This window comes from Stenotrophomonas sp. 93052_Sma (assembly GCF_056481145.1).
In genome coordinates this window covers 47,542-68,481 of sequence record NZ_CM151134.1, presented here as the reverse complement: position 1 = coordinate 68,481, position 20,940 = coordinate 47,542, and the positions used below count along the sequence as shown (strand labels likewise).

Here is a 20,940-nt window from a genome sequence, read left to right as displayed (position 1 = left end):
CGCATTCCAGAGCCCGCCATGAGCCGCAAGCACGCCTTCCAGTTCCTCGACCTGCCTCGCACCATGCCGCAGCGCATTCCAGTGGAACTGCGTACGTCCGGCGACTGGGGCGAGCTGTATGGCAAGTTCGGCAAGGAGGACGCCCAGTACCAGGCCGGCCGTTGCCTGGACTGCGGCAACCCCTACTGCAGCTGGAAGTGCCCGGTGCACAACGCCATTCCGCAGTGGCTGCAGCTGGTGCAGGAGAACCGCATCCACGAAGCCGCCACGCTGTGCCACAGCACCAACCCGTTGCCGGAGGTGTGCGGCCGGGTCTGCCCGCAGGATCGCCTGTGCGAGGGCAGCTGCACGCTGGAGGAATTCGGTGCGGTCACCATCGGTGCGGTGGAGAAGTACATCGTCGATACCGCGCTGGCCAGCGGCTGGCGCCCTGACCTGGGCGCGGTGCAGCCCAGCGGCCACAGCGTGGCGGTGATCGGCGCCGGTCCGGCCGGCCTGGCCTGCGCTGATCGCCTCGCCCGCGCTGGCATTGCCGCCGTGGTCTACGACCGCTATGAGCAGATCGGCGGCCTGCTGCAGTTCGGCATTCCCAGCTTCAAGCTGGACAAGGACGTGATCCACCGCCGCCGCGAAGTGCTGGAGGGCATGGGCGTGCAGTTCCGCCTCGGCGTGGAGATCGGCCGTGACCTGAGCGTGCAGCAGCTGCTGGACAGCCACGACGCGGTGTTCGTCGGCACCGGCGCCTACCGCTACACCGATGGTGGCCTCGACGGCCAGGACCTGAAGGGCGTGCTGCCGGCCCTGCCGTTCCTGGTGCAGAACAGCCGCATCGTTGGCGGCGATGATCCGAAGGGCCGGCCGATTGCCGGCTGGGAAGACACCATTGCCCTGCCCGACCTCAACGGCAAGCGCGTGGTGGTGCTCGGTGGCGGCGATACCGGCATGGACTGCGTGCGCAGCGCGGTGCGGCTGGGCGCGGCCAAGGTCACCTGTGCCTATCGCCGCGACGAAGCCAACATGCCCGGCAGGCGCGCGAAGTGGCCAATGCCCGCGAAGAAGGCGTGCGCTTCCTGTTCAACCGGCAGCCGCTGTCGATCGAAGCCGGCGCCGACGATGAAGTGATCGGCGTGACCGTGGTGGAAACCCGGCTGGGCGAGCCCGATGCCAACGGCCGCCAGAACGCCGTGCCGATCGAAGGCAGTGAATCGCTGCTGGAAGCGGACGTGGTGATCATCGCCTTCGGCTTCTCGCCGAGCGTGCCGGCGTGGCTGGCCGAGCTGGGCGTTGAAGGCCAGTCCAACGGCCGCATCGTGGCCGGCGGCAAGGACCGCCTGCCGTTCCAGACCGCGCATCCACGCCTGTTCGCCGGTGGCGACGCGGTACGCGGTGCAGACCTGGTGGTGACCGCCGTGGCCGAAGGCCGCGATGCCGCCGCCAGCATCGTGCGGCTACTGGCCCACTGAGTCCGGTACCAGCAGTGCCGCCAGCAGTGCCCGCAGTGCGTGCGGCTCTACGGGCTTGGCCAGGAAGTGGTCGATGCCAGCCGCACGACAGGCTTCGCGGGTGCTTTCCATCACGCTGGCGGTGAGCGCGATGATCGGCACCTGCGCACGCGCCGGGCAGGCATCGGCACGGATCGCCCGTGCCAGCGCGAAGCCATCCATGCCCGGCATGTGGCAGTCGGTGATGACCAGGTCGAACGGCTGCGCCTGCCATGCTTCAAGCGCCGACCGTCCATCGGTACAGGCGTGGACCTGCAGCCCGAGCGCACACAGGTGCTGCTCCAGCAGATGCAGGTTGGTGGGATGGTCTTCAGCCATCAGCACGCGCGCCGCCGGCAATGGACGCTCGTCCGCAACCGCCGGCGCGGGCGCGGCCACGGGTGCCTCACAGGCATCCAGGTCCAGATCCAGCCACACCGTGGTGCCCTTCCCGGGTGAGCTGCGCAGCTGCAGCTCCGCCCCCATCGAGATCGCCAGCTCACGGCAGATCGCCAGGCCCAGCCCACTGCCGCCGAAGCGCCGCGTGGTCGAGCGCTCCGCCTGGGTATAGGCAGCGAACACCGCCTGCTGGCGCTCCTCGCTGATGCCCACGCCGCTGTCGCTTACCTGCAGGCGCAGTCGCTGGCCCCAGTCGCGTTGCTGCAGTACCTGCACCTGCAGTTCCACGTGGCCGTGCCGGGTGAACTTCAACGCGTTGCCGGCCAGGTTGAACAGGATCTGGCGCAGGCGCAGGCCATCGGCCAGCGATCCCGGCTGCATCTCCGGATCAAGCACCACCTGCAGGTGCAGGCCTCGGCTGGCGGCCACCGGCATCAGCAGCTGCTGCACCGCGCGCACCAGTGCCGCCAGGTCGGTGGGCCGCAGCTGCAGTGGTGCGCCCTCCAGGCGTTGGCTGTGCAGTACATCGTCGAGGATCTGCCGCAGCATCCACGCGGCATCATCGACGGTGGCCAGCACCTGCTGCTGGCGTGGCTCCAGCCTGCTGCCCGCCAGCCGTTCGAGCATGCCCAGCAGCGTGCTCATCGGGGTGCGGATCTCGTGGCTCATCGTTGCCAGGAAGTGCGCCTTGGCCTGTGCCGCCTGCTCGGCCTCGCGGCGCGCTTCGGCCAGCGCGCGGGTACGTGACTGCACCTCACTGACGTCGATCCAGTAGCCGCTCCACTCGACGTCGCTGTCGTCGCAGGACAACGGCCGCCCATGCGAGCGCACCCATCGCCAGCCCTGTGGCGAGCGGGTGCGGAAGGTGACGTCGATCGGGCCACGCGCCAATGCAGCCATCTCGACGCAGGCCATCACCTGGTTGCGGTCATCCGGGTGGACCGCGGCCAACAATCGCTGGTGATCGATCCGCGCGGTCTCCACGCTGATTCCGAACAGAGCCTGCACGTCCCCGGCGATCTGCGGAAAGCTGTAGTTGCCGCCCGCCGAACGACGCGCCTGGTAGACCACCGCCGGCAGGTTCGCGGTCACCTCCTGCAGGCGCTGCTCCACCCCTCGGCGGCGCACGCTCTCGCGATGGACCCGCCAGTAGCCGAAGGCATGGACCAGCGCCAGGGCGAGCAGGATCAGCGAGGCCGGCACCAGCCAGCGCAGGGGCGACGATGACGGAGCGTTGCGCGGCCGGTCCGGCAGCCAGGCCGCGCGGATCTGATCGCGCTCGGTATCGGTCAGCTGCGACAGCGCCTGTTCGAAGCCGGCGATGACATCGGCGCAGGCGGGCGTGGTCGCCAGCACCAGGGCATCATCGAAACCGGCCGGCGCGGCGATCAGCAGTGCATCGCCCTGGTAGCGGCGCAACGCCGCCTCGACGTCGCCGAGGTTGGCGACCACCGCATCGATCAATCCGGTGCCCAGCAGCGGGAGTGCATCGTCCAGCGCTGCCGGTGGCAGCAGCTGTGCACCCGCTGCCTGCTCGGCCAGCAGCCCCTGCAGCGGCACCCGGCTGGGGCTGGCCACAATGCGTCCACGTAGATCTTCCAGGCCCAGCACCGGCGGCGCATCCTCCCGGCGCACGATCACCTGTGGCAGCTGCAGGTAGGGCGTGCTGACCACCCATCCGGCAGGCAGTTGCGAGCGTGGCCATCCCAGCAGCGCCTGGGTGCCGGCCGGCAGCTCGTCCCGGTCCACGCTGGTGGCCGGCACGGGCAACAGCTGCAGTGGCCGTTGCCCGCCCAGCAGCTTCAGGTACGCCGCGCCGAGCCCCCGGGCTTCGCCCTGTTCGCTGGACGACAAAGGAGCACGGTCGGACGGCCAGGCGATGCGCAGCGGTGTGCTGCAGCCCGTGGCGGAGGCCGCGGCAGGCAGCAGCAGGCTGGCCATGACAGCAATGGCTGCCGGGAAGCCGGCGACATCCACGGTAGGCATCCTCATCTCGCGGGCGGAAGGAACGGCCGCGCTGCGGTACCGCTGCCTGCCACGCTATCGACGCGCGGGCCGACGGCAATGAAGAAAGTTGTAAAAGCATCCAGATGGGGGAATGCCGACATACACTGCCGCCTTCACCCGTACCTGCGGAGCGTTCGATGCGCATCGGCCTGGCTGCCAACCGTCTTCATCACCACGACGCGCGCTGCGCTGTTCCGTTGGCTGCGCAGCAGCGAGGCCGGCCTGCGCGAGCTGGGCGTGTCGCTGCATGCGGTCGGCCGCACCCATGACGCAATCGAACGGCAGGGCTTCCTGACCGGGTACGCGGGCCTGCACCGTTATCCCTACGGACGCGAGGGTGGCCTGATGAAGCTGGTCGCCGAAGTCGTTGGCATGGGTCCGGATCGGACACTGGATGGCGCGATCTACCTGATCGACCCGGTCGATCCATCCTCGGTGTTTCCGGAAGCAACCGCGCTCAAGCGGCAGTGCGTGATCCACGGCAAGCCGTTCATTTCGACCGTGGCCACCGCACGCGACTGGGTGGAGGTGGAGCGCGTCCACGCCGGGCTGGCAGCCGATGCCGGCGCCGACGACCTGCATGCGTTCGAAGGCCAGACGCTGGCGCTGATCGCGCACGATGCGATGAAGCCGGCGATGCTGGCCTTCGCCGATGAGCACTTCGATGTGCTGGCCCGGTTCGGTGAGCGGGTGGCCACCGGGACCACCGGCCAGCGTTTGAACGAGCTGGCCTGGAGCCGGGGCTGGCCGCGTGATACGCCGTGGGTGACGCGCTACCAGAGCGGTCCGATGGGCGGTGATGCGCAGATTGCCGACCGGGTGCTGGAGGGGCGTTGCCAGCGCGCGATCTTCTTCGAGGATCCGCATGTGGCGCGCCAGCATGAGGCGGATATCCAGCTGCTGGAGCGCGCGGTGACGACGGTGACCGATCAGGCGGTGTGCATTACGGCGCCGCGGGTGGCGGCGCGGTGGGCGGCGGCGGCGGCGTTGCGGGCGGGGTGAGGGTTTCGGCCAACGGCTGAGCCCCTCGTGGCTGGCGGTATCTGAAGGTAAAGCCGTGCTTGGCCGGGCGGGTGAGCCATGCAGGGGACGCTGCAAGTCCCCCTCCGGGGCCCGGCCCAGCCGCTGGCGGCTGTGCGTTCAGGCGCTTGCGAAGCAGTGCTTCGCAAGCAAAGCGCCTTCACCCCTGTAAGCTCGATGGCGCCATCCATGGCGCCAACGCCCCTGCATGGCTCACCCGCCCGGCCACGGACAGATTCCGTGCGTGTCCAGCCACGGAAGAGAGAAAGCAGAGCAAGAGCGGAAGCGGGTCGCGCGCTGTGTGCGCTTCTGTAGAGTCGAGCTTGCTCGACTGCTCAGCACGCGGTCTTGAGTGAAGCCCCTTCTGTTGAAGGGGCGCGCCGAAGGCGGGGGTAGAGGAAGAATGCGTGGGCAACTGCTGTAGCGCGGGCGCTACAGCAGTTGCCGGAGCATGGCCTTCAGGCGTCGCCCTTCCAGCTGGAAGTAGTCGCGCTGTTCGCGCCAGGCGGGGAAGCGTTGTTCCACTTCATGCCAGAACGCGGGTGAGTGATTCGGCTGGATCAGGTGGCAGAGTTCGTGCACCAGCACGTACTCGAACGCGGCCGAGCGGCCGAGCACGAGTGCCAGGTCCAGTGCCATGCTGCCATCCGGGGCCAGCGATCCCCATTGCGAGGACATCACCTTCAGGCGCAGGCGGCTGGGTGCGCGCGGCAGGGTGGGCAGGTACTTCGGCAGCCATCGGCCGACGTCGGCGCGGGTCTGGGCTTCGTAGAACTCGCGCAGCAGGCGGCGCAGGGTGGCATCACCGCCGCGGGTCGGCCACTGCACGCAGGCGCCGTGCGCGTCGATCTCCAGGCGCGCGTAGCGGCCTTCCTGCCAGCGCAGCGGCAGCAGTTCGCCACGCAGGGGCAGCACGCCGTCTTCGCCGGGCTGCAGCGGTGCCGGCAGGCCCTGGCCCTGGTACTGGCGCAGCTGCAGCGCCAGCCAGTCGCGATGCTGTTCCAGGAAGCGTTCGCCCATCACCAGGCTTGCGCGCGGCGGCAGGGTCAAGCGTGCGCCGCGTTCGTCCACGCTCAGCTTGATGCGGCGCGCACGTGGATCGCGCACGCGCAGCACCTCGATCTCGGCATCCTCCAGGCGTAGGCGAACGGTGTCGCGCTGTACGGTGGCGGGCGGGGTCGGGCTGATCAGGCGGCGCAGCAGACGGCTCATGCGCCCAGCATAGCGCCGCTTCGGGCCGCCGGATGACCGGCGGCCGTCGGGCTGCCTGTTCAGTCAGCCTTGCTGAGCTTGAAGGCTTCTTCCAGCAACAGGAACAGGCGGCGGATCTCGGCGCTCTGCAGGGCGAAGCGGGCGTCGAACTCGGCGCGGCGGCCGTCTTCGTCGGCATGCTCCAGCTGGTCCAGGGCGCCATCGAGGAACTTCAGCTTGCGCACGATCAGGTCGTCGCCGATCACGAAGGACAGGTTGTCTTCGAAGATCAGCGCCAGCTTGGTCACCTGCTTGCCGGCGTCCAGATGCTTGTCGATCTCGTCGCAGCGCAGTTCCTGGTGCTGGCACTTGACCACCGCGCCACCTTCCACCGGGTCCTTCATCTCGCACTCTTCGCCCAGGCTCAGCCCGGTCGGCAGCGGCTCACCGGCGATCCAGCCGGTCAGGATCGAACGCGGTGCGACTTCGGCATTCAGCGGCATCGCCGGGAAGCTGCCGAGCAGGCCGCGGATGTCGGACATGAAGTACTCGCCGGTCTTGCGGCTGGAGGTATCCACCGCCACGTAGCCGTGCTGCAGGTCGATGAAGGCGTCGTTGCGCGAGGACTTCACGAAGGCGCGCGGCAGCAGTTCATGCAGCAGGTCGTCCTTCATGCGCTTGCGCTCGCGGCCACCCGGGCGGCGGCCTTCCTTCTCCTCGATCTCCTCCAGCTTGCGCTCGAGCAGGTCGTTGACCACCGCCGCCGGCAGGATCTTGTCCTCGCCGCCCACGGTCAGCCACAGATGTTCGGCGATGCGGTGGGAGAGCAGTTCCTTCTCCTCGCGGCCGAACGGCGAGATGAAGCCGCGCGAATTCATTTCCAGCGCACCGACCGGCTTCAGCAGCGCGTGCGGCAGCAGGGTGTCGACTTCGGAAAAATCGGTGGTGGTCGGGAAACGGAAGAACGTCAGGTTGCGAAAGAACATGGAATTCCGGATGGCAAAGAGGAAGGGCGACCGACCTTAAACGGTGGGCGTCTCGGGATCTGCGTCGGCGTCGGCCGGGGAGCCGGCCAGCCAGGCATGGGCGTCGGGCAGCGGCGCGTCGTCGCGACGGCCCAGCGCCATGAAGTCGAACAGGGTGGTGTCGGCCAGCTGCGAGGGCCGGACTTCGCCCATGGCACGCGCGATCTGCTCGATGCGGCCCGGGTGGTCCTTTTCCCACTGCTTCAGCATCAGGCCGACCTGGCGGCGCTGCAGGTTCTCCTGGCTGCCGCACAGGTTGCAGGGAATGATCGGGAACTGGCGTGCCTGTGCGTACTCGACGATGTCGCTTTCGCGCACATAGGCCAGCGGCCGGATCACCACGTGCCTGCCGTCATCGCTGCGCAGCTTCGGCGGCATGCCCGACAGCTTGGCGTGGTGGAACAGGTTCATGAAGAACGTGGCCACCATGTCGTCGCGGTGGTGGCCCAGCGCGATCTTGGTGAAGCCATGGAGTTCGGCGTAGTTGTACAGCGCGCCACGACGCAGCCGCGAGCACAGCGAACACATGGTCTTGCCTTCCGGGATGACCCGGCTGACCACCGAATAGGTGTCCTGCTCGATGATGTGGTACGGCACGCCCAGCCCGGCCAGGTACTCCGGCAGCACGTGCTCGGGGAAGTCCGGCTGCTTCTGGTCCAGGTTCACCGCCACCAGCTCGAACGGCACCGGCGCCTTCTTCTGCAGCTGCAGCAGCACGTCCAGCAGGGTGTAGCTGTCCTTGCCGCCGGACAGGCAGACCATGACCTTGTCGCCGGCCTCGATCATGCCGAAGTCGGCAATCGCCTCGCCGACCTGGCGGCGCAGGCGCTTGGCCAGCTTGTGCTGCTCGCGCTCGGCCACGCGCGGATCACGGGCGATGCGCGGCTGGGGATCGGGAAGGGAAATCACGGCACTCATGGGTTCCATTCTAACGGCTCGGAGCGGCCACGGCCGGGGGTCGGGATTCCCCTCTCCCGGCAGTCATCATCGCTGTGTATGCTCGGAGGCTGTGGACACCTACAGCCCCGCCGAGATCGTCGAGCACCTCGCCGCCCTGCGCGCCGAGCACCGCCTGCTGGATGAACAGATCACCCGCATGGCCGCCAACGGCGAGGACGAGCTGGAAGCCAAGCGCCTGAAGCGGCGCAAGCTGCAGCTGAAGGACTGCATCGCCAAGCTGGAAAGCCTGCAGATTCCCGACGAACCGGCCTGAGCGGTGGCACATCCACGCATGGCGTGGATCTACTGCTTCGCCCCGGTAGATGCCAACCTTGGTTGGCATGCCGTTCGCCGGGCATCGCCCGGCGCTGCCTTCAATCCTGCGGCGCAGGCTCGTCCGGGCGGGCCGCTTCCGGGCTGACCCGCTCGATGGTGTGGCGCAATTCGCGGCCGAGGATGAACTTAGCATCCTTGGCCCAGGCGTCCAGGCGTTCGTCGAACAGCAGCTTGCTGTTCTCGTCCGGCCACACCAGGCGCAGCTCGCGCAGCTTCTGGATGAAGCCGCGGAACAGGGACTTGTCGAAGAACTCCGGTGCCGCCGGTGCATAGAGCAGGCTCAGCCGCTGCGCGGCCTGCTGGCACAGGCTTTCCAGCTCGGCCGCGCCGAGCACGCCCGGGCCGTTCTTCACCAGCACCGAGATGGCGATGTAATAGCGCTCGAACGCCTGCTGCAGCGAATGGCCGATCGCACGCAGGCGGAACACCTCGTCGGTCTGCCCGGTGTTGCGCGCCAGGATGCCGCCGTCGTCATCGTTGACGTTCTGCAGCAGGCCTTCGCGCACGAACACATCGATGGTCCGGTCGATGCGCTGGGCGAACTCGTCCTCGCTCCACGGCAGGAACAGCTCGGCCTGCAGGAACGGGTATACCGTACGGCCCAGCTGGACCAGGCCGGTGCGGCTCATGCGGCGGTTGTTCTGGAAGCAGCAGGCCACCCACGACGAGGCGGTGAACAGGTGCACCACGTTGTTGCGGAAGTAGCTGAGCAGCACCGCGGTATCGCCGCTGACGCTGAGCACGTCGCCCAGCGGGTGCTTGATGCGGGTGAGGACGTTGATTTCCTCGGCGTGGGCGATGATCCGCTCGGGCGAGTGCGGGGTCACTGTCACCCGGTCCGAGTACGGCATCTCGACCAGCAGGGTCTTGCACAGCTCGATCTGCGCGATCAGGTCGGCCTCGCCCATCGCGTGCTTCGGCGTGGACAGCAGGGCCAGCGCCAGCAGGTTGATCGGGTTGACGTCGGCGGCGCCGTTGATGCGCACCTGGATGCGTTCGGCCAGCGTGTCCACCGTGGTCGACAGCCAGGCCGGCTTCTCGTCCTCGGACACCGCCTCGCCCTTCCACTCCGGCGCCTTCTCGGCGAGCACGTCGTTCAGTGCGATCGGCTCGCCGAAGTTCACCACCACCTGGCCGTAGTTCTGCTTGAGCACCTTGGGGATGCCCCACAGCAGCGACCAGATCGATTCCTTTTCCTTCGGCCGGCCGGACAGTTCGTCCAGGTAGCTGCCGCCCTCCATCAGCTTCTCGTAGCCGATGTAGATGGGCTGGAACAGCACCGGCTTGCGCGGCTGGCGCAGGAACGCGCGCAGCGTCATCGAGATCATGCCGCCCTTGGGCTGCAGCAGTCGGCCGGTACGCGAGCGGCCGCCTTCGACGAAGTACTCCAGCGAGTAGCCACCGGCCACCAGCTGCGCGACGTATTCGCTGAGCACCGCCGAGTACAGCGCGTTGCCACGGATCGAGCGGCGGATGAAGAACGCACCGCCCTTGCGCAGCAGGGTGCCGACCACCGGCAGGTTCAGGTTGATGCCGGCCACGATGTGCGGCGGCACGATGCCACGGTCGTACAGCAGGTAGGACAGCAGCAGGTAGTCCATGTGGCTGCGGTGGCTGGGCACGTAGACCACTTCGTGGCCCGGCGCGGCGGCCTTGAACTTGTCCAGGTGGTGCACCAGCACGCCCGCATAGATGCGGTTCCACACGTGGCTGAGCATGAAGCTGGCCGAGCGCACCACCGGGCTGGAGTAGTCCGCGGCGATTTCCCAGGCGTAGGCGTGCGCCTTCTTCCAGGCATCGGCCGGCTTCGAATTGTCGCGCTTGGCCTGTGCGGCGATCGCTTCGCGCACCGGTTCGGCGGCCAGCACCTGGTCGACCAGCAGGCGCCGCGTCGACAGGTCGGGGCCGATCACCGATTCACGGATGCGGCGGAAATGGGTACGCAGCACGCGCTGCAGCTTGCGCACCGTGCGTTCCGGCTCAAGGCCTTCGTCCACGGTGCTGCGCAGCGAGATCGGCGGGGCAAAGCGGACGATGGTGCTGCGGCCGTTGAGCAGCACCGCCAGCAGGCGGCGGAAGCGGCCGACCAGCGCCCAGTTTTCCGAGAACAGCACGGCGAACCAGCCGCTCTGCTTGTCCGGCGCGCGGCCGACGAAGATCGACACCGGCACCAGGTGCACGTCCAGGTCATCGCGCACGCGATGGGCCTGCAGCACCTTGGCCAGCGAATCCGAATGGGTCTTGGCGCCGCGCTGCTCGGGAATCAGCGAGTTGCTGGAGCTGCGCCGCGACAGCGCCAGGTAGGCGCGCTTGCGGCCGGTCGGGTCACCGGCCAGCGGCACCAGCGGCGACGGCAGGCCGGCCTGGCGGCAGGCCTTGTCCAGGATCAGCGCATTGGACAGGCCGTAGTCCTCCAGCACGTACATGACCGGGCGGCCATCGTTGTACTGGCCCGGGTCTTCCGGTTCGATCTTCAGCGACAGCCACGGCTCGACCAGGCGGCCGAGCAGCCGAGCCCACAGCGGGCGGCGGCCAGCCGGACGCGCGTGCGCGGGCGGCGGTACCGGGTTCGGGCCGGTACCGGTCGAGGGGGACGCCGGCACCGTATCGGCGGGCGTCGACTGGGATTCTTCGCCGGGGAACGGCAGCGGGTTCTGTTTCGACATCGGCGCCATTATGGCTTAGGCGGCGGCGTTGCCGCTTCCCCACCCTCGGCGGGGGCTTCAGCCGGTGACGGCGACGCAGCGGCGCGGGCCGCGTCGGCCTTGCGCAGCAGCGCGTCGGTGTCGGCCAGGGTGCGGGTCAGGTACCAGTGGCCCTCGCGGCGGCTCAGCGGCAGCTGCAGGGTCATCTCGCGCCCGGCCAAGTCGTAGTGCAGGCGTACCAGCGCATTGTCGCCCTCCACCGAGAGCAGCTCGCCCCGCACGCTGCGCAGCGCGTCATCCACGCCCAGCCCGTAGCTGCCCAGCACCGCCTTGAGGGTATGGATGAACGGCGCCAGCTGCTGCAGGCTGCCTTCCATGCCCGCGGCCTGCAGGCCGGCCTCATCGTCGAAGCCAACCTTGCCGGCGGCACCCACCAGCGCGGCGATCGTGCTGCGTGCACGCGCACGGTCACTGATCGGCGCGCCCTGCGCCCAGCTGGCAAGGGTTTCCACCAGAGCGATGTAATGGGCCTGCTGGCCGGGCGTATAGCCCTTCTGGTGGCGCAGGTACTGCACGCCGAAGTTGCCCATCGACTGCGCGGCCTGGCGCACGGCACCGGCCTGGCCGGCCAGCTGGCGGTCGAAGCTGCGTTGCAGTTCGGCACCGGCATTGGGCGTGCGCAGTGCGGCCAGCATCGGCAGCAGCTGGTCGCCCAGCGGCAGCTCGGTCAGCGGCCACTGGCTGTGGCCCTCGGCCCAGGCCTGCTGCAGGCGCTGGTACTGGCTGGGCGGAACCGACAGCTTTGCATAGCCGACCAGATCGTCCTCGACCAGGCGCAGGGCCATCGCCTGCACCGCCGCAACCGGTTCGGCTGCCGGCCTGGCCGGATCGTTGGCCGGTTCACGGCACGCGGCCACGGCCAGCAGCATGACTGCCAGCCCCCATCCACGCGCAGACCTTCCTCGCACTGCCACGCTCATGCACTCGGACTCCCCGGACCGGTCCGCATCTTGCGGCCTGCGAGGTGACAGCGGCAAGCCGGGACGTCACGGTTTCCGCGGTTGCCTGTGCAAGTCACTGATCGGAATAAAAAAAGAGCCGGGATCACGAGGATCACAGGCTCTTCAAGCCGGCGCAGGGCCGGTGGACAGTGTTGTGGCACATGTCCGGTCCGAGGACCGGATGGCGGCGATCCTACGCTGCCCTTCAAGTTAAGGCAACACTTCACGTAATGCCATGTATGTATTTGATTTTATTGAATCAATCGCGCTGCCAGACAGATTCAATGAAATCTACGGCGTGTTTTTCGGCGATTCGGGCACAACCGCTTGCTGGACGGATGCAAAAACGCCATCCCGCGCGGGTCGGGATGGCGTTCCGGCCTGCAGCCTGCGCAGCGGAATCTCAGCGCGTAGCCAACGCCGACGCGATTTCCTGCTGGATGGCCCGGGCCGCAGCCTGCGGATCGGCGGCCAGGCGGATCGGGCGACCGACCACGATGGCATCGGCGCCATCGGCAAAGGCCTGGGCCACGCCAACGGTACGCTTCTGGTCATCGCCGACCGGGCCACCGGGGCGGATGCCCGGGCAGACGATCGAGAACCCGGCGCCGGTAGCGGCGCGGATCGGGCCGGCTTCCTGGCCCGAGGCGATCACGCCATCGATACCGGCCGCCTGCGCGGCCAGCGCGCTCGACCACCACGTCCACCGGCTCACGGTCGATGCCCATCTGCGCCAGGTCCGGGCGGCCCATCGAGGTCAGCACGGTCACCGCCAGCAGGCGCATGTCGCTGCTGTTGGCGGCGGCGCAGGCTTCCATCATCGCCGGGTGCCAGCCGTGGATGGTGGCGTAGCTGACCGGCCACTGCGACAGGCGCTTGATCACCGCCGCGGCGGTGGCCGGGATGTCGAAGAACTTCAGGTCGACGAACACGCGCTTGTCGCGGCGGGCCAGCTCGTCCAACACCTGGAAGTACTCGCCGGAGGCGAGCAGTTCCATGCCGATCTTGTAGAACGCCACGCTGTCGCCGAGGCGGTCGACCCACTCCAGCGCCTGCACGCGGTCAGGCACGTCCAGCGCGAAGATCAGGCGCTCGTCATCGCGCAGCGGCAGCGGCAGCGGCGCGCGGCTCACGGTGCGTAGTCCAGCGCAGCGCGCTTGGCGTCGTGACGGGCCTGGCGCGACTGGCTGTAGTCGTTGTTGAACTGCGCCGGCTCGAAGCCGCCGTAGGTCGGGTTCGGCAGCATCCACCAGCGCTCGCCGAACCAGTCGTGGTACTGCTGCAGCAGCGCGTCACGACCGTCGTTGGTGTTGGCGGTCACTTCGACGAAATCGCCCAGCTGGTCGCCGAACTGCATCAGCACGCGGTATTTCTGCCCGGCCAGGCGGCGGCGGCAGTTCTTCTCGCTGCCGGCCTGCTCGCAGCCTTCGACCACGGTGCCCAGGCCCAGGAACACGCTGTCATCGGCCACCGGCAGGCCCTGCTCGCGCAGGTTGGCCAGGGTTGCGTCCTTCAGGTGCACGGCGCGGTTGGAGATGTACAGCAGGGTCACGCCCTTGGCGTTGGCGGCCTTGGCGAAATCAACCACGCCCGGAATGGCCTTGGCCTTCTTTTCGGCCACCCACTGGTCCCAGGTCAGCTCGTCGTATTCCTTGCCGTCGCGCACCAGGCGCGCCTGGTAGGGCGAGTTGTCCAGCACGGTCTCATCCACGTCCAGCACCACGGCCGGCTTCAGGCCCTTGGCCTCGTTGCCGCGTTCTTCCGGCACCAGCGCATCCCAGTGGGCTTCCTTCAGCGCGGCATCCAGGTGGTCGGCGGCGGCACGGTAGGTCTGCTCGGTGATCGCCTTGTACTCCTGCGCGCTGCATCCACAGCACCGCATTGAGGTTGTCGTTGGCAGTGGCATCGAGCGTGCCGTCGGCCTTGGCAGCGGCGGCCGGGGCCTCCGGTGCAGCGGCTTCGGCGGCAGGCGCATCCACGCGCTTGCAGGCGGACAGGCCCAGCGCCGCGGTGGCGAGCAGGGTCAGGGACAGGGAAACGGGACGACGCATGGATTCACCGGCAATCAGATATACCGGCGCATTTTACCGGCAAAGGCGGTCCCGGGACGGCTATGCTTGGCGGTTGACCCGTTGCCCTTCCGGAGGCCGCCATGACCGATTCCACCCAGACCCCCGACGTCCCCCTGCTCGACGCCGTGCAGGCCCGCCTGCTGGGCTGCCTGGTGGAAAAGGAGGCAACCACCCCGGACACCTATCCGCTGACGGTCAACGCCGCCCAATCGGCCGCCAACCAGAAGACCGCCCGCGAGCCGGTGATGAACGTCGATGCCGGCAGCGTGCAGCACGCGCTGCGCCAGCTGGAAACACTGGGCCTGGCCCGCCAGCACTTCTCCTCGCGCGCAGACCGTTACGAGCACCGCCTGCAGGCCGCGCTGGACCTGACCCGGCAGCAGACCGTGCTGCTGGCGATGCTGCTGCTGCGTGGGCCGCAGACCCTGGGCGAACTGGTCACGCGCAGCGAGCGCCTGCACCGCTTCGCCGACGCCGACGAAGCCCGCCACGCCATCGAGCGCCTGCAGCAGCGCGCTGCTGGTGGTGCTGCCAGCGCGCCAGCGGCCAGCGCGAAGACCGCTACATGCACCTGCTGTGCGGTGAAGTGGACGGCGCGGCGCTTGCGGCCAAATACGCCAGCAGCGGCGGTGGCAGCGACGCGGCCGATCCGGGCCTGGCCGAGCGCGTGGCCCAGCTTGAAGCGGCCGTGGCCGAGCTGCAGGCGCAGCTGGCCGAACTGCGCGGTTGATGGTGGGTGCCGACCGTCAGCTGCTACTGTGCCGGCCAGCGGCCGGCACTACCCGACGTCAGCCGCACCCAAGGTGGCGTACAGCCGGCTGGGCGTTTCGATGCCCGGCAACTGGATCACCCCGCGCTCCTGCATGCCCAGGCCCAGCAGGATCTTCCCGGACACCACGTTGTCCAGATCGGTGATGCCGTACAGATCCTGCAGGCCCAGCTCAGCGCGCATGCGCGAACACCGCCCGCGCCGCCTCACTGGCATAACCCTGCCCGGCGAATTCAGACAGCACCGCGTAGCCGATGTCCGGCCCCGGCAGGCCATCGCGGCGCACCAGCCCGGCATTGCCCAGCCACGCCCCATCGGACAACCGCTCGATGGCATACATGCCGAACCCATTCAACGCATAGCTGTGCAGCACCCGCAGCGCGATGTACTCACGCGCCTGTTCTTCACTGCGCACATTGCGGTCACCAATGAAGCGCACGAAGCCCGGATCATTCAACAGCGCCAGCATCGGCGCCGCATCGCGATCAGGTTCAATCGCACGCAAGCGCAGGCGTTCGCTTTCAATTGGATGCACGCGCAGACCTCCAGCCGAAACCCCGATTCTGCCTCAACCCCCGGCTGTTGCTTTTGATTTTCTTTTTTCTTTTCCGTGGCTGGCGCGCACGGAACCTGTCAGAGGCCGGGCGGGTGGGCTGGGCGGGACCGTCCGCGGCATGGGCCCGAGGCATGCCTCGGGCGGGTTGGGCAGGACGCCCAACCCCGGTCTTGCCGTGTGCGCAGGACAGCGCACACGAGCAAGCCGCGGCCGAGCCCCCATGGATGGGTTTACGGCGTGTCGCGACCGGCCCACCCGCCCGGCCCACCACGAATGCGCTGCGAACGGCGGCAGCCACGAGGGGCTGCGCCGTTCGCCGATCAATCGAACAACGCCTCGATCGCCGCCAACCCCGCACTCGCCCGTTCCTTCTTGCGCACCGCATCGGCCACCGGATCAGCACCATCGCGCTGGATCTCCTCCGCCGGAATCTCCTCGAAGAACCGGCTCGGCTTCAACCGCACGTGCTCACCGAACTTGCGGGTCAGCTTGCTGTAACTCATCCACAACTGGATCTTGGCGCGGGTGATGCCCACGTACAGCAGGCGCCGCTCTTCCTGCAGGTTGCCCTCGTCCAGGCTGACCTGGTGCGGCAGCACGCCATCCTCGCAGCCGACGATGAACACGTACGGGAATTCCAGGCCCTTGGAGGCGTGCATGGTCATCATGCGCACCTGGTTGCCGCCCTCGTCCTTGTCGCTGCGCGACAGCAGCGCCAGCTGGCCGGCCAGGTCGGCGGCGGTGGCACCGCGCGGGCCGCTTTCGAACCACTGCGCCAGTTCCTCGATGTTGTTGGCACGGCGCTGGTAGCTGGCCTCTTCCTTGGCCTGCTGGCGCAGCTCACTCAACAACCCTGATTCCTTGGCCACCTTGCGGATCATGTCGCCGGAGCTGACCTGGCGGGTCTGCGCACGCAGGTCGCGCAGGATGTCGGTGAAGCGCGCCAGGCTGTTGGCCGCGCGCGGGGGCAGCTGCTGCAGCGCGCCGATCGCCTCGGCGGCCTGCGCCATCGGCATGTCCTTTTCCTGCGCCAGTTCGGCCAGCTTGGCCAGCGTGCCGGCACCGACGTCGCGCTTGGGTGACTGCACCGCACGCATGAACGCGGTGTCGTCGTCCGGGTTCACCAGCAGGCGCAGCCAGGCCAGCGTGTCCTTCACTTCCTGGCGCTCCAGGAACATGGTGCCGCCGGTCAGGTGGTAGGGGATGCGCAGCAGCTGCATCGCCTTTTCCAGCGGGCGCGACTGGAAGTTGCCGCGGAACAGGATGCAGAAGTCGCTCCACGGCACGTTGCGCGACTGCGCCACGAAGGCGATCTCGGCGGCAACCTTTTCCGCCTCATGTTCGCTGTTGCGGCACTCCCACACGCGGATGCGTTCGCCGTCGGCCTGGTCACTCCACAGCTTCTTCAGGTGCTCGTGCGGGTTGTTGGCGATCAGCGCATTGGCCGCGCGCAGCACGCGGTTGGAGCAGCGGTAGTTCTGCTCCAGCTTGATGATCTCCAGCTTGGGATAGTCGCGCCCCATCTGCTGCAGGTTTTCCGGATTGGCGCCGCGCCAGGCATAGATCGACTGGTCATCGTCACCCACGCAGGTGAAGTTGCCCTTGTCACCGGCCAGCTGCTTGAGCAGCCGGTACTGCGCGTCGTTGGTGTCCTGGCATTCGTCCACCAGCAGGTAGCCGATGCGCTCGCGCCAGGCCAGCGCGATCTCCGGATTTTCTTCCAGGATCTGCACCGGCAGACGGATCAGGTCATCGAAGTCGACCGCATTGAACGCGGTCAGGCGCAGCTGGTAGCGCTCGTAGACGCTGGCCGCTTCCTTCTCGCGATTGCTGCGCGCGGCGGCCATCGCCTGCTCGGGCGACAGGCCGGCGTTCTTCGCGCGCGACACCAGGTTCTTCATGTCCTCGATGTCATCAGGCTTGGCCCCATACATCAGGTCCTTGATCTGCGCAGCGGCATCGTCGGCATCGAAGATCGAGAAGCCGCGCTTCAGGCCAACGGCCGCGTGCTCGATCTGCAGGAACTTCAGGCCCAGCGCATGGAAGGTGCAGATGGTCACCTCGTCGGCGTCCTGCTCGCGCAGGCGCTTGGCCACGCGCTCGCGCATTTCCTTGGCCGACTTGTTGGTGAAGGTGATCGCCGCGATGCGGCGCGCCGGATAGCGGCCGCAACCGATCAGGTGGGCGATCTTTTCCACGATCACACGCGTCTTGCCGCTGCCCGCGCCGGCGAGCACCAGCAATGGACCTTCGATGTGCAGGACGGCGGCGGCTTGGGGGGGATTGAGACCGTGCATGGGATGGGGATTGTAGCGGGGCCGGGTGACGACCACAGCGGGCCGCCGGTGGGGTTGCTGAACGGCTTCGGCGAAGCGGGGCTGCGGCGTACAATCCGTCGATGGCCAAGCTCTACTTCTACTATTCGGCGATGAACGCCGGCAAGACCACCACCCTGCTGCAGAGCGCCCACAACTACCGCGAGCGCGGCATGCGGGTGGCGATCCTGACCCCGCGCCTGGACGATCGTGCCGGCGCCGGCGTGGTCGCCTCGCGGATCGGCCTGCGTGCGGACGGCATGGCCTTCGACCGCGATACCGACCTGCAGCGCTGGGTCGAGCAGGATCTGGCAGCCAACGGCCCGATGGGCTGCGTGCTGGTGGACGAGGCGCAGTTCCTGACCCGCGCCCAGGTCTGGCAGCTCAGCGAAGTGGTCGACCAGCTGCGCATTCCGGTGCTGTGCTACGGCCTGCGCACCGACTTCCGCGGCGAGCTGTTCGAAGGCAGCCAGTACCTGCTGGCCTGGGCCGACGAGATGCAGGAGATCAAGACCATCTGCCACAGCGGCAAGAAGGCGACGATGACGGTGCGTGTGGACGAGCATGGCCACGCGGTGCAGGACGGCCCGCAGGTGGAGATCGGCGGCAACGACCGCTACGTGTCGGTCAGTCGCGCCGAGTTCAAGAAGATCACCCGCGGCGAAGGGCGGATCGATCCGGCGCAGGCGCCGCTGCCGCTGTAGCAGGCGCGCCGGTGCGCCATGACCTCCAGCGGTTTACAAGCACGCGCTGTCGCGCCTAGGCTGCGGCTCCCCTGCTGCCGAACTGGACGTCCGACATGCGCTCTGCCCTCCTGCTGCTGCCGCTGCTGTTGCTGCCCCTGCTGGCCACCGCGGCCGAGCGCCCGTCAGGTGAAGACGATGCGGCGGTGATCGGCGCCGGTTTCATGGACAGCCACCCGGACATGATGTACCGGCAATGGGGCGTCAACGCGCTGCGTCGCAACGATGTCAACGGCGCGATGGACAACTTCCGGCTGGCCGCGCGGTATGCGGACAAGCCTGCCCAGGGCTACCTCGGCGAGATGTACTGGTACGGGGTAGAGCAGCCGCGCAATCCGGTCATGGCCTATGCCTGGATGGAGGTGGCGGCCGAACGTGGCTATCCGTTGTTCGTCGAGCTGCGCAACGAGTACTGGGCCACGCTGCCGCTGGAGCAGCATGATGCGGCGCGCGCGGGCAAGCGCGCTGCGCGCCGAGTATGGTGACGAAGTCGCGCGCCCACGCATGGCCGAAGTGCTCAGAAAGGGGCGCCGCGAGATGACCGGCAGCCGCGTCGGCTCGATGTCCAACAACGTCGACATCGTGTACATGGACGGCGGAATCTCCCGCACCATCAAGGCCGATCGCCTCTACGACCCGAAGTACTGGGACCCGAAGCAGTACGAACGCTGGCAGGACGAAACCTGGATGAAGATCCGCCGGGGCACGGTGGAAGTGGGTGTGCCGACCCAGTCGCACGCCACCGACAGCAAGCCTTGAAACAACGGTGCCGGCATGTAGCCGGCACCGGGCCGCATCCATTCAGTACAGCGTGCGCTCCGGCGCACCTGCCGGCGGCGGGGTGTACTGGTACAGCCAGGTCTCGGTGAGGGTCTTGCCGCCACTGCGCAGGAACAGGCGGATGTCGATCTGCTCGGTGCTGCCTTCCGGCGGCACCAGGTCGAACATCGCGCGGTAGCCGTTGATCTCGCGCAGCGGGCGCGCCGACACGATCTCGACCCGGCCGCGGCTGGCTTCCACCACGGCCTCGACCTCCCCCTTGTCGATCAGCCTGGCCAGTTCGCCGCCTTCGAAGTCCACCGCGAAGCGCCAGCTGAAATACTCGCGCTTCTTGCCGACCACGCCGCCCAGGCCGGTGCGGCTGGCCACGCAGTGCGCCAGCGGCGGCCGTGCCGGCGGTTCGGCACCCCAGTACAGGCGGTAGCCAACCAGCAGCTCCTGGCCCGGCTGCGGCTTTTCCTTCGGGTTCCAGAACGCCACGATGTTGTCGAAGGTCTCGTCCACGGTGGGAATCTCCACCAGCTGCACCGAGCCCTCGCCCCATTCGCCCTTCGGCTCCACCCACAGGCAGGGGCGCTTCTCGTAGAACACGCCGTCGTCCTGGTAGTGGTCGAAGTTGCGGTCGCGCTGCAGCAGGCCGAAACCACGCGGGTTGCGGTCGACGAACATGTTGAAGCGCAGGTTGCGCGGATTCAGCAGCGGTCGCCAGATCCATTCGCCGGCACCGGTCCACAGCGACAGGCCGTCGGTGTCGTGGATCTCCGGGCGCCAGTCCCATGCCATGCGGCGGTCGTTCTCGCCCACCTGGTACATGCTGGTGCACGGGGCGATGCCCAGCCGCTCGATCGCCTTGCGCGGGTACAGCGCGCTGTCGATGTCCATCAGCAGCACGTCGCCATTGGTGATCGCGAAGCGGTAGGCACCGGCCACGCTGGGCGAATCCAGCAGGCCGTAGACCACGATCGTCTCCGAATCGGCCGACGGCTGCTCCAGGTAGTAGGCGATGAAGTCCGGGAATTCCTCCGGCTTGCCCATGCCGGTGTCGATCGCCAGGCCGCGCGGACTGGCCGTACTGGCCTTCCTTGCCGACCGCGCGGAAGTAGCTGGCGCCGAGGAAGGCCGCGAAGTCGCGGTCGGTGTCCTTGCGGGTGTTCAGGCGGAAGCCGGCGAAGCCCAGATCGGCCGGCAGCTCGCCGTCCTTGATGCCGCTCTTGCCGTAGTTGAATGCCGCGCCGTCATAGGCCAGCTCCTGCGCCTTGCCGTCGACCACGTCGAACATGCGCACCGGCGAGTGGAAGTACAGGCCCAGGTGGAAGAACTTGGCCTGGAACTTGCCCGGCTGGTCAGCCCACAGCGCATGGTCCTGGCGGTAGCCGATCGACTGGTACTGGTCCCAGTCCAGGCCTTCCAGGCGGCCCGGCAGCACCCGCTTGTGGCTCTTGTAGGGTGCCTGTGCCAGCGCGCGCCTGGCCCTTCAGGGTGGCGAAGTCGAACGGCTGCGGCTGGCCGAGGCGGCGCAGGCCCATCTGGCCGCTCTTGCTGGCCGCGCACGCGGGCAGGGACGGCAGGCCGAATGCAGCCAGGGCGAGGGAGGCATTGCGGATGAAGTCGCGTCGTTGCATGCAGGCGCGTCAGGCACAGAGGGAAGGTCGGCCATCATA

Annotated in this window: 11 protein-coding genes and 7 pseudogenes; 7 read left to right on the top strand and 11 right to left on the bottom strand. The window is 68.1% G+C overall.

The genetic code is table 11. The features are described 5' to 3' along the window. The first annotated feature begins 18 nt into the window (after nucleotides 1–18). Nucleotides 19–1,463, top strand: a pseudogene (locus ACZK2V_RS00305) (FAD-dependent oxidoreductase). Here the strand turns inward: ACZK2V_RS00305 and ACZK2V_RS00300 are convergent. Continuing rightward, nucleotides 1,449–3,866, bottom strand: a complete 2,418-nt coding sequence (locus ACZK2V_RS00300; protein WP_486322880.1) for an ATP-binding protein — start codon at nucleotides 3,864–3,866, stop codon at nucleotides 1,449–1,451. The pseudogene ACZK2V_RS00305 and the gene ACZK2V_RS00300 sit on opposite strands and share 15 nt — an antisense overlap. A gap of 158 nt (nucleotides 3,867–4,024) precedes the next feature. On the opposite strand from ACZK2V_RS00300, the pseudogene ACZK2V_RS00295 reads away from it, so the two are divergent. Then, nucleotides 4,025–4,889, top strand: a pseudogene (locus ACZK2V_RS00295) (methylglyoxal synthase). A gap of 450 nt (nucleotides 4,890–5,339) precedes the next feature. Here ACZK2V_RS00295 and ACZK2V_RS00290 read toward each other — a convergent pair. The 3 genes from ACZK2V_RS00290 to ttcA are packed head-to-tail and all read right to left on the bottom strand — an operon-like array spanning nucleotide 5,340 to nucleotide 8,041. Beyond that, nucleotides 5,340–6,119: a M48 family metallopeptidase gene (locus ACZK2V_RS00290; protein ID WP_071228636.1), complete on the bottom strand. Its 780-nt coding sequence runs from the start codon at nucleotides 6,117–6,119 to the stop codon at nucleotides 5,340–5,342. Between the two features lie 59 nt (nucleotides 6,120–6,178). Beyond that, nucleotides 6,179–7,084, bottom strand: coding sequence for a recombination-associated protein RdgC (locus tag ACZK2V_RS00285; RefSeq protein WP_005411825.1), 906 nt, complete (start codon nucleotides 7,082–7,084; stop codon nucleotides 6,179–6,181). 36 nt (nucleotides 7,085–7,120) lie between these two features. Continuing rightward, nucleotides 7,121–8,041: a tRNA 2-thiocytidine(32) synthetase TtcA gene (gene ttcA, locus ACZK2V_RS00280; protein WP_486322879.1), complete on the bottom strand. Its 921-nt coding sequence runs from the start codon at nucleotides 8,039–8,041 to the stop codon at nucleotides 7,121–7,123. A 91-nt stretch (nucleotides 8,042–8,132) separates the two neighbouring features. Between ttcA and ACZK2V_RS00275 the strand changes: the two genes are divergently transcribed. Beyond that, complete coding sequence (locus ACZK2V_RS00275) at nucleotides 8,133–8,336, top strand: YdcH family protein (protein WP_049461553.1); 204 nt, start codon at nucleotides 8,133–8,135, stop codon at nucleotides 8,334–8,336. A gap of 100 nt (nucleotides 8,337–8,436) precedes the next feature. Here the strand turns inward: ACZK2V_RS00275 and plsB are convergent, their stop codons facing one another. The 4 genes and pseudogenes from plsB to ACZK2V_RS00255 form a co-directional block, all read right to left on the bottom strand. Further along, entirely contained in the window at nucleotides 8,437–11,073 is a 2,637-nt protein-coding gene (gene plsB / locus ACZK2V_RS00270; RefSeq protein ID WP_032128690.1) for a glycerol-3-phosphate 1-O-acyltransferase PlsB, read from the bottom strand. Then, entirely contained in the window at nucleotides 11,073–12,023 is a 951-nt protein-coding gene (locus tag ACZK2V_RS00265; RefSeq protein WP_486322878.1) for a hypothetical protein, read from the bottom strand. Before ACZK2V_RS00265 ends, plsB begins: the two co-directional genes overlap by 1 nt. 424 nt (nucleotides 12,024–12,447) lie before the next feature. After that, nucleotides 12,448–13,177: pseudogene (pyrF, locus tag ACZK2V_RS00260) on the bottom strand (orotidine-5'-phosphate decarboxylase). Then, nucleotides 13,174–14,095: pseudogene (locus ACZK2V_RS00255) on the bottom strand (5'-nucleotidase, lipoprotein e(P4) family). The pseudogenes pyrF and ACZK2V_RS00255 overlap by 4 nt, the downstream one beginning before the upstream one ends. A 101-nt stretch (nucleotides 14,096–14,196) precedes the next feature. On the opposite strand from ACZK2V_RS00255, the pseudogene ACZK2V_RS00250 reads away from it, so the two are divergent. After that, a pseudogene (locus ACZK2V_RS00250) lies at nucleotides 14,197–14,846 on the top strand (YceH family protein). 48 nt (nucleotides 14,847–14,894) lie between these two features. On the opposite strand, the pseudogene ACZK2V_RS00245 reads toward ACZK2V_RS00250, so the two are convergent. Both ACZK2V_RS00245 and ACZK2V_RS00240 read right to left on the bottom strand, forming a co-directional pair. Continuing rightward, nucleotides 14,895–15,420: pseudogene (locus ACZK2V_RS00245) on the bottom strand (GNAT family N-acetyltransferase). Nucleotides 15,421–15,761: 341 nt separating this feature from the next. Further along, a complete protein-coding gene (locus ACZK2V_RS00240; protein WP_189720312.1) occupies nucleotides 15,762–17,738 on the bottom strand; it encodes a UvrD-helicase domain-containing protein in 1,977 nt (658 codons plus the stop codon). 101 nt (nucleotides 17,739–17,839) lie between these two features. Here ACZK2V_RS00240 and ACZK2V_RS00235 point away from each other — a divergent pair, with 101 nt between their 5' ends. From ACZK2V_RS00235 to ACZK2V_RS00225, 3 genes are all read left to right on the top strand, one after another. Then, nucleotides 17,840–18,460 (top strand): thymidine kinase, encoded by a 621-nt coding sequence (locus ACZK2V_RS00235; RefSeq protein ID WP_008264720.1) that lies wholly within the window; start codon nucleotides 17,840–17,842, stop codon nucleotides 18,458–18,460. A 95-nt stretch (nucleotides 18,461–18,555) separates the two neighbouring features. Then, the gene (locus ACZK2V_RS00230; protein WP_486322877.1) at nucleotides 18,556–18,984 is read left to right on the top strand and encodes a hypothetical protein; all 429 of its coding nucleotides are present in this window, start codon (nucleotides 18,556–18,558) and stop codon (nucleotides 18,982–18,984) included. Beyond that, the gene (locus ACZK2V_RS00225) at nucleotides 18,941–19,258 is read left to right on the top strand and encodes a hypothetical protein (RefSeq protein WP_486322876.1); all 318 of its coding nucleotides are present in this window, start codon (nucleotides 18,941–18,943) and stop codon (nucleotides 19,256–19,258) included. The genes ACZK2V_RS00230 and ACZK2V_RS00225 overlap by 44 nt, the downstream gene beginning before the upstream one ends. A 42-nt stretch (nucleotides 19,259–19,300) precedes the next feature. Here the strand turns inward: ACZK2V_RS00225 and ACZK2V_RS00220 are convergent. Next, nucleotides 19,301–20,901: pseudogene (locus ACZK2V_RS00220) on the bottom strand (OpgD/OpgG family glucan biosynthesis protein). Nucleotides 20,902–20,940: the final 39 nt, after the last annotated feature.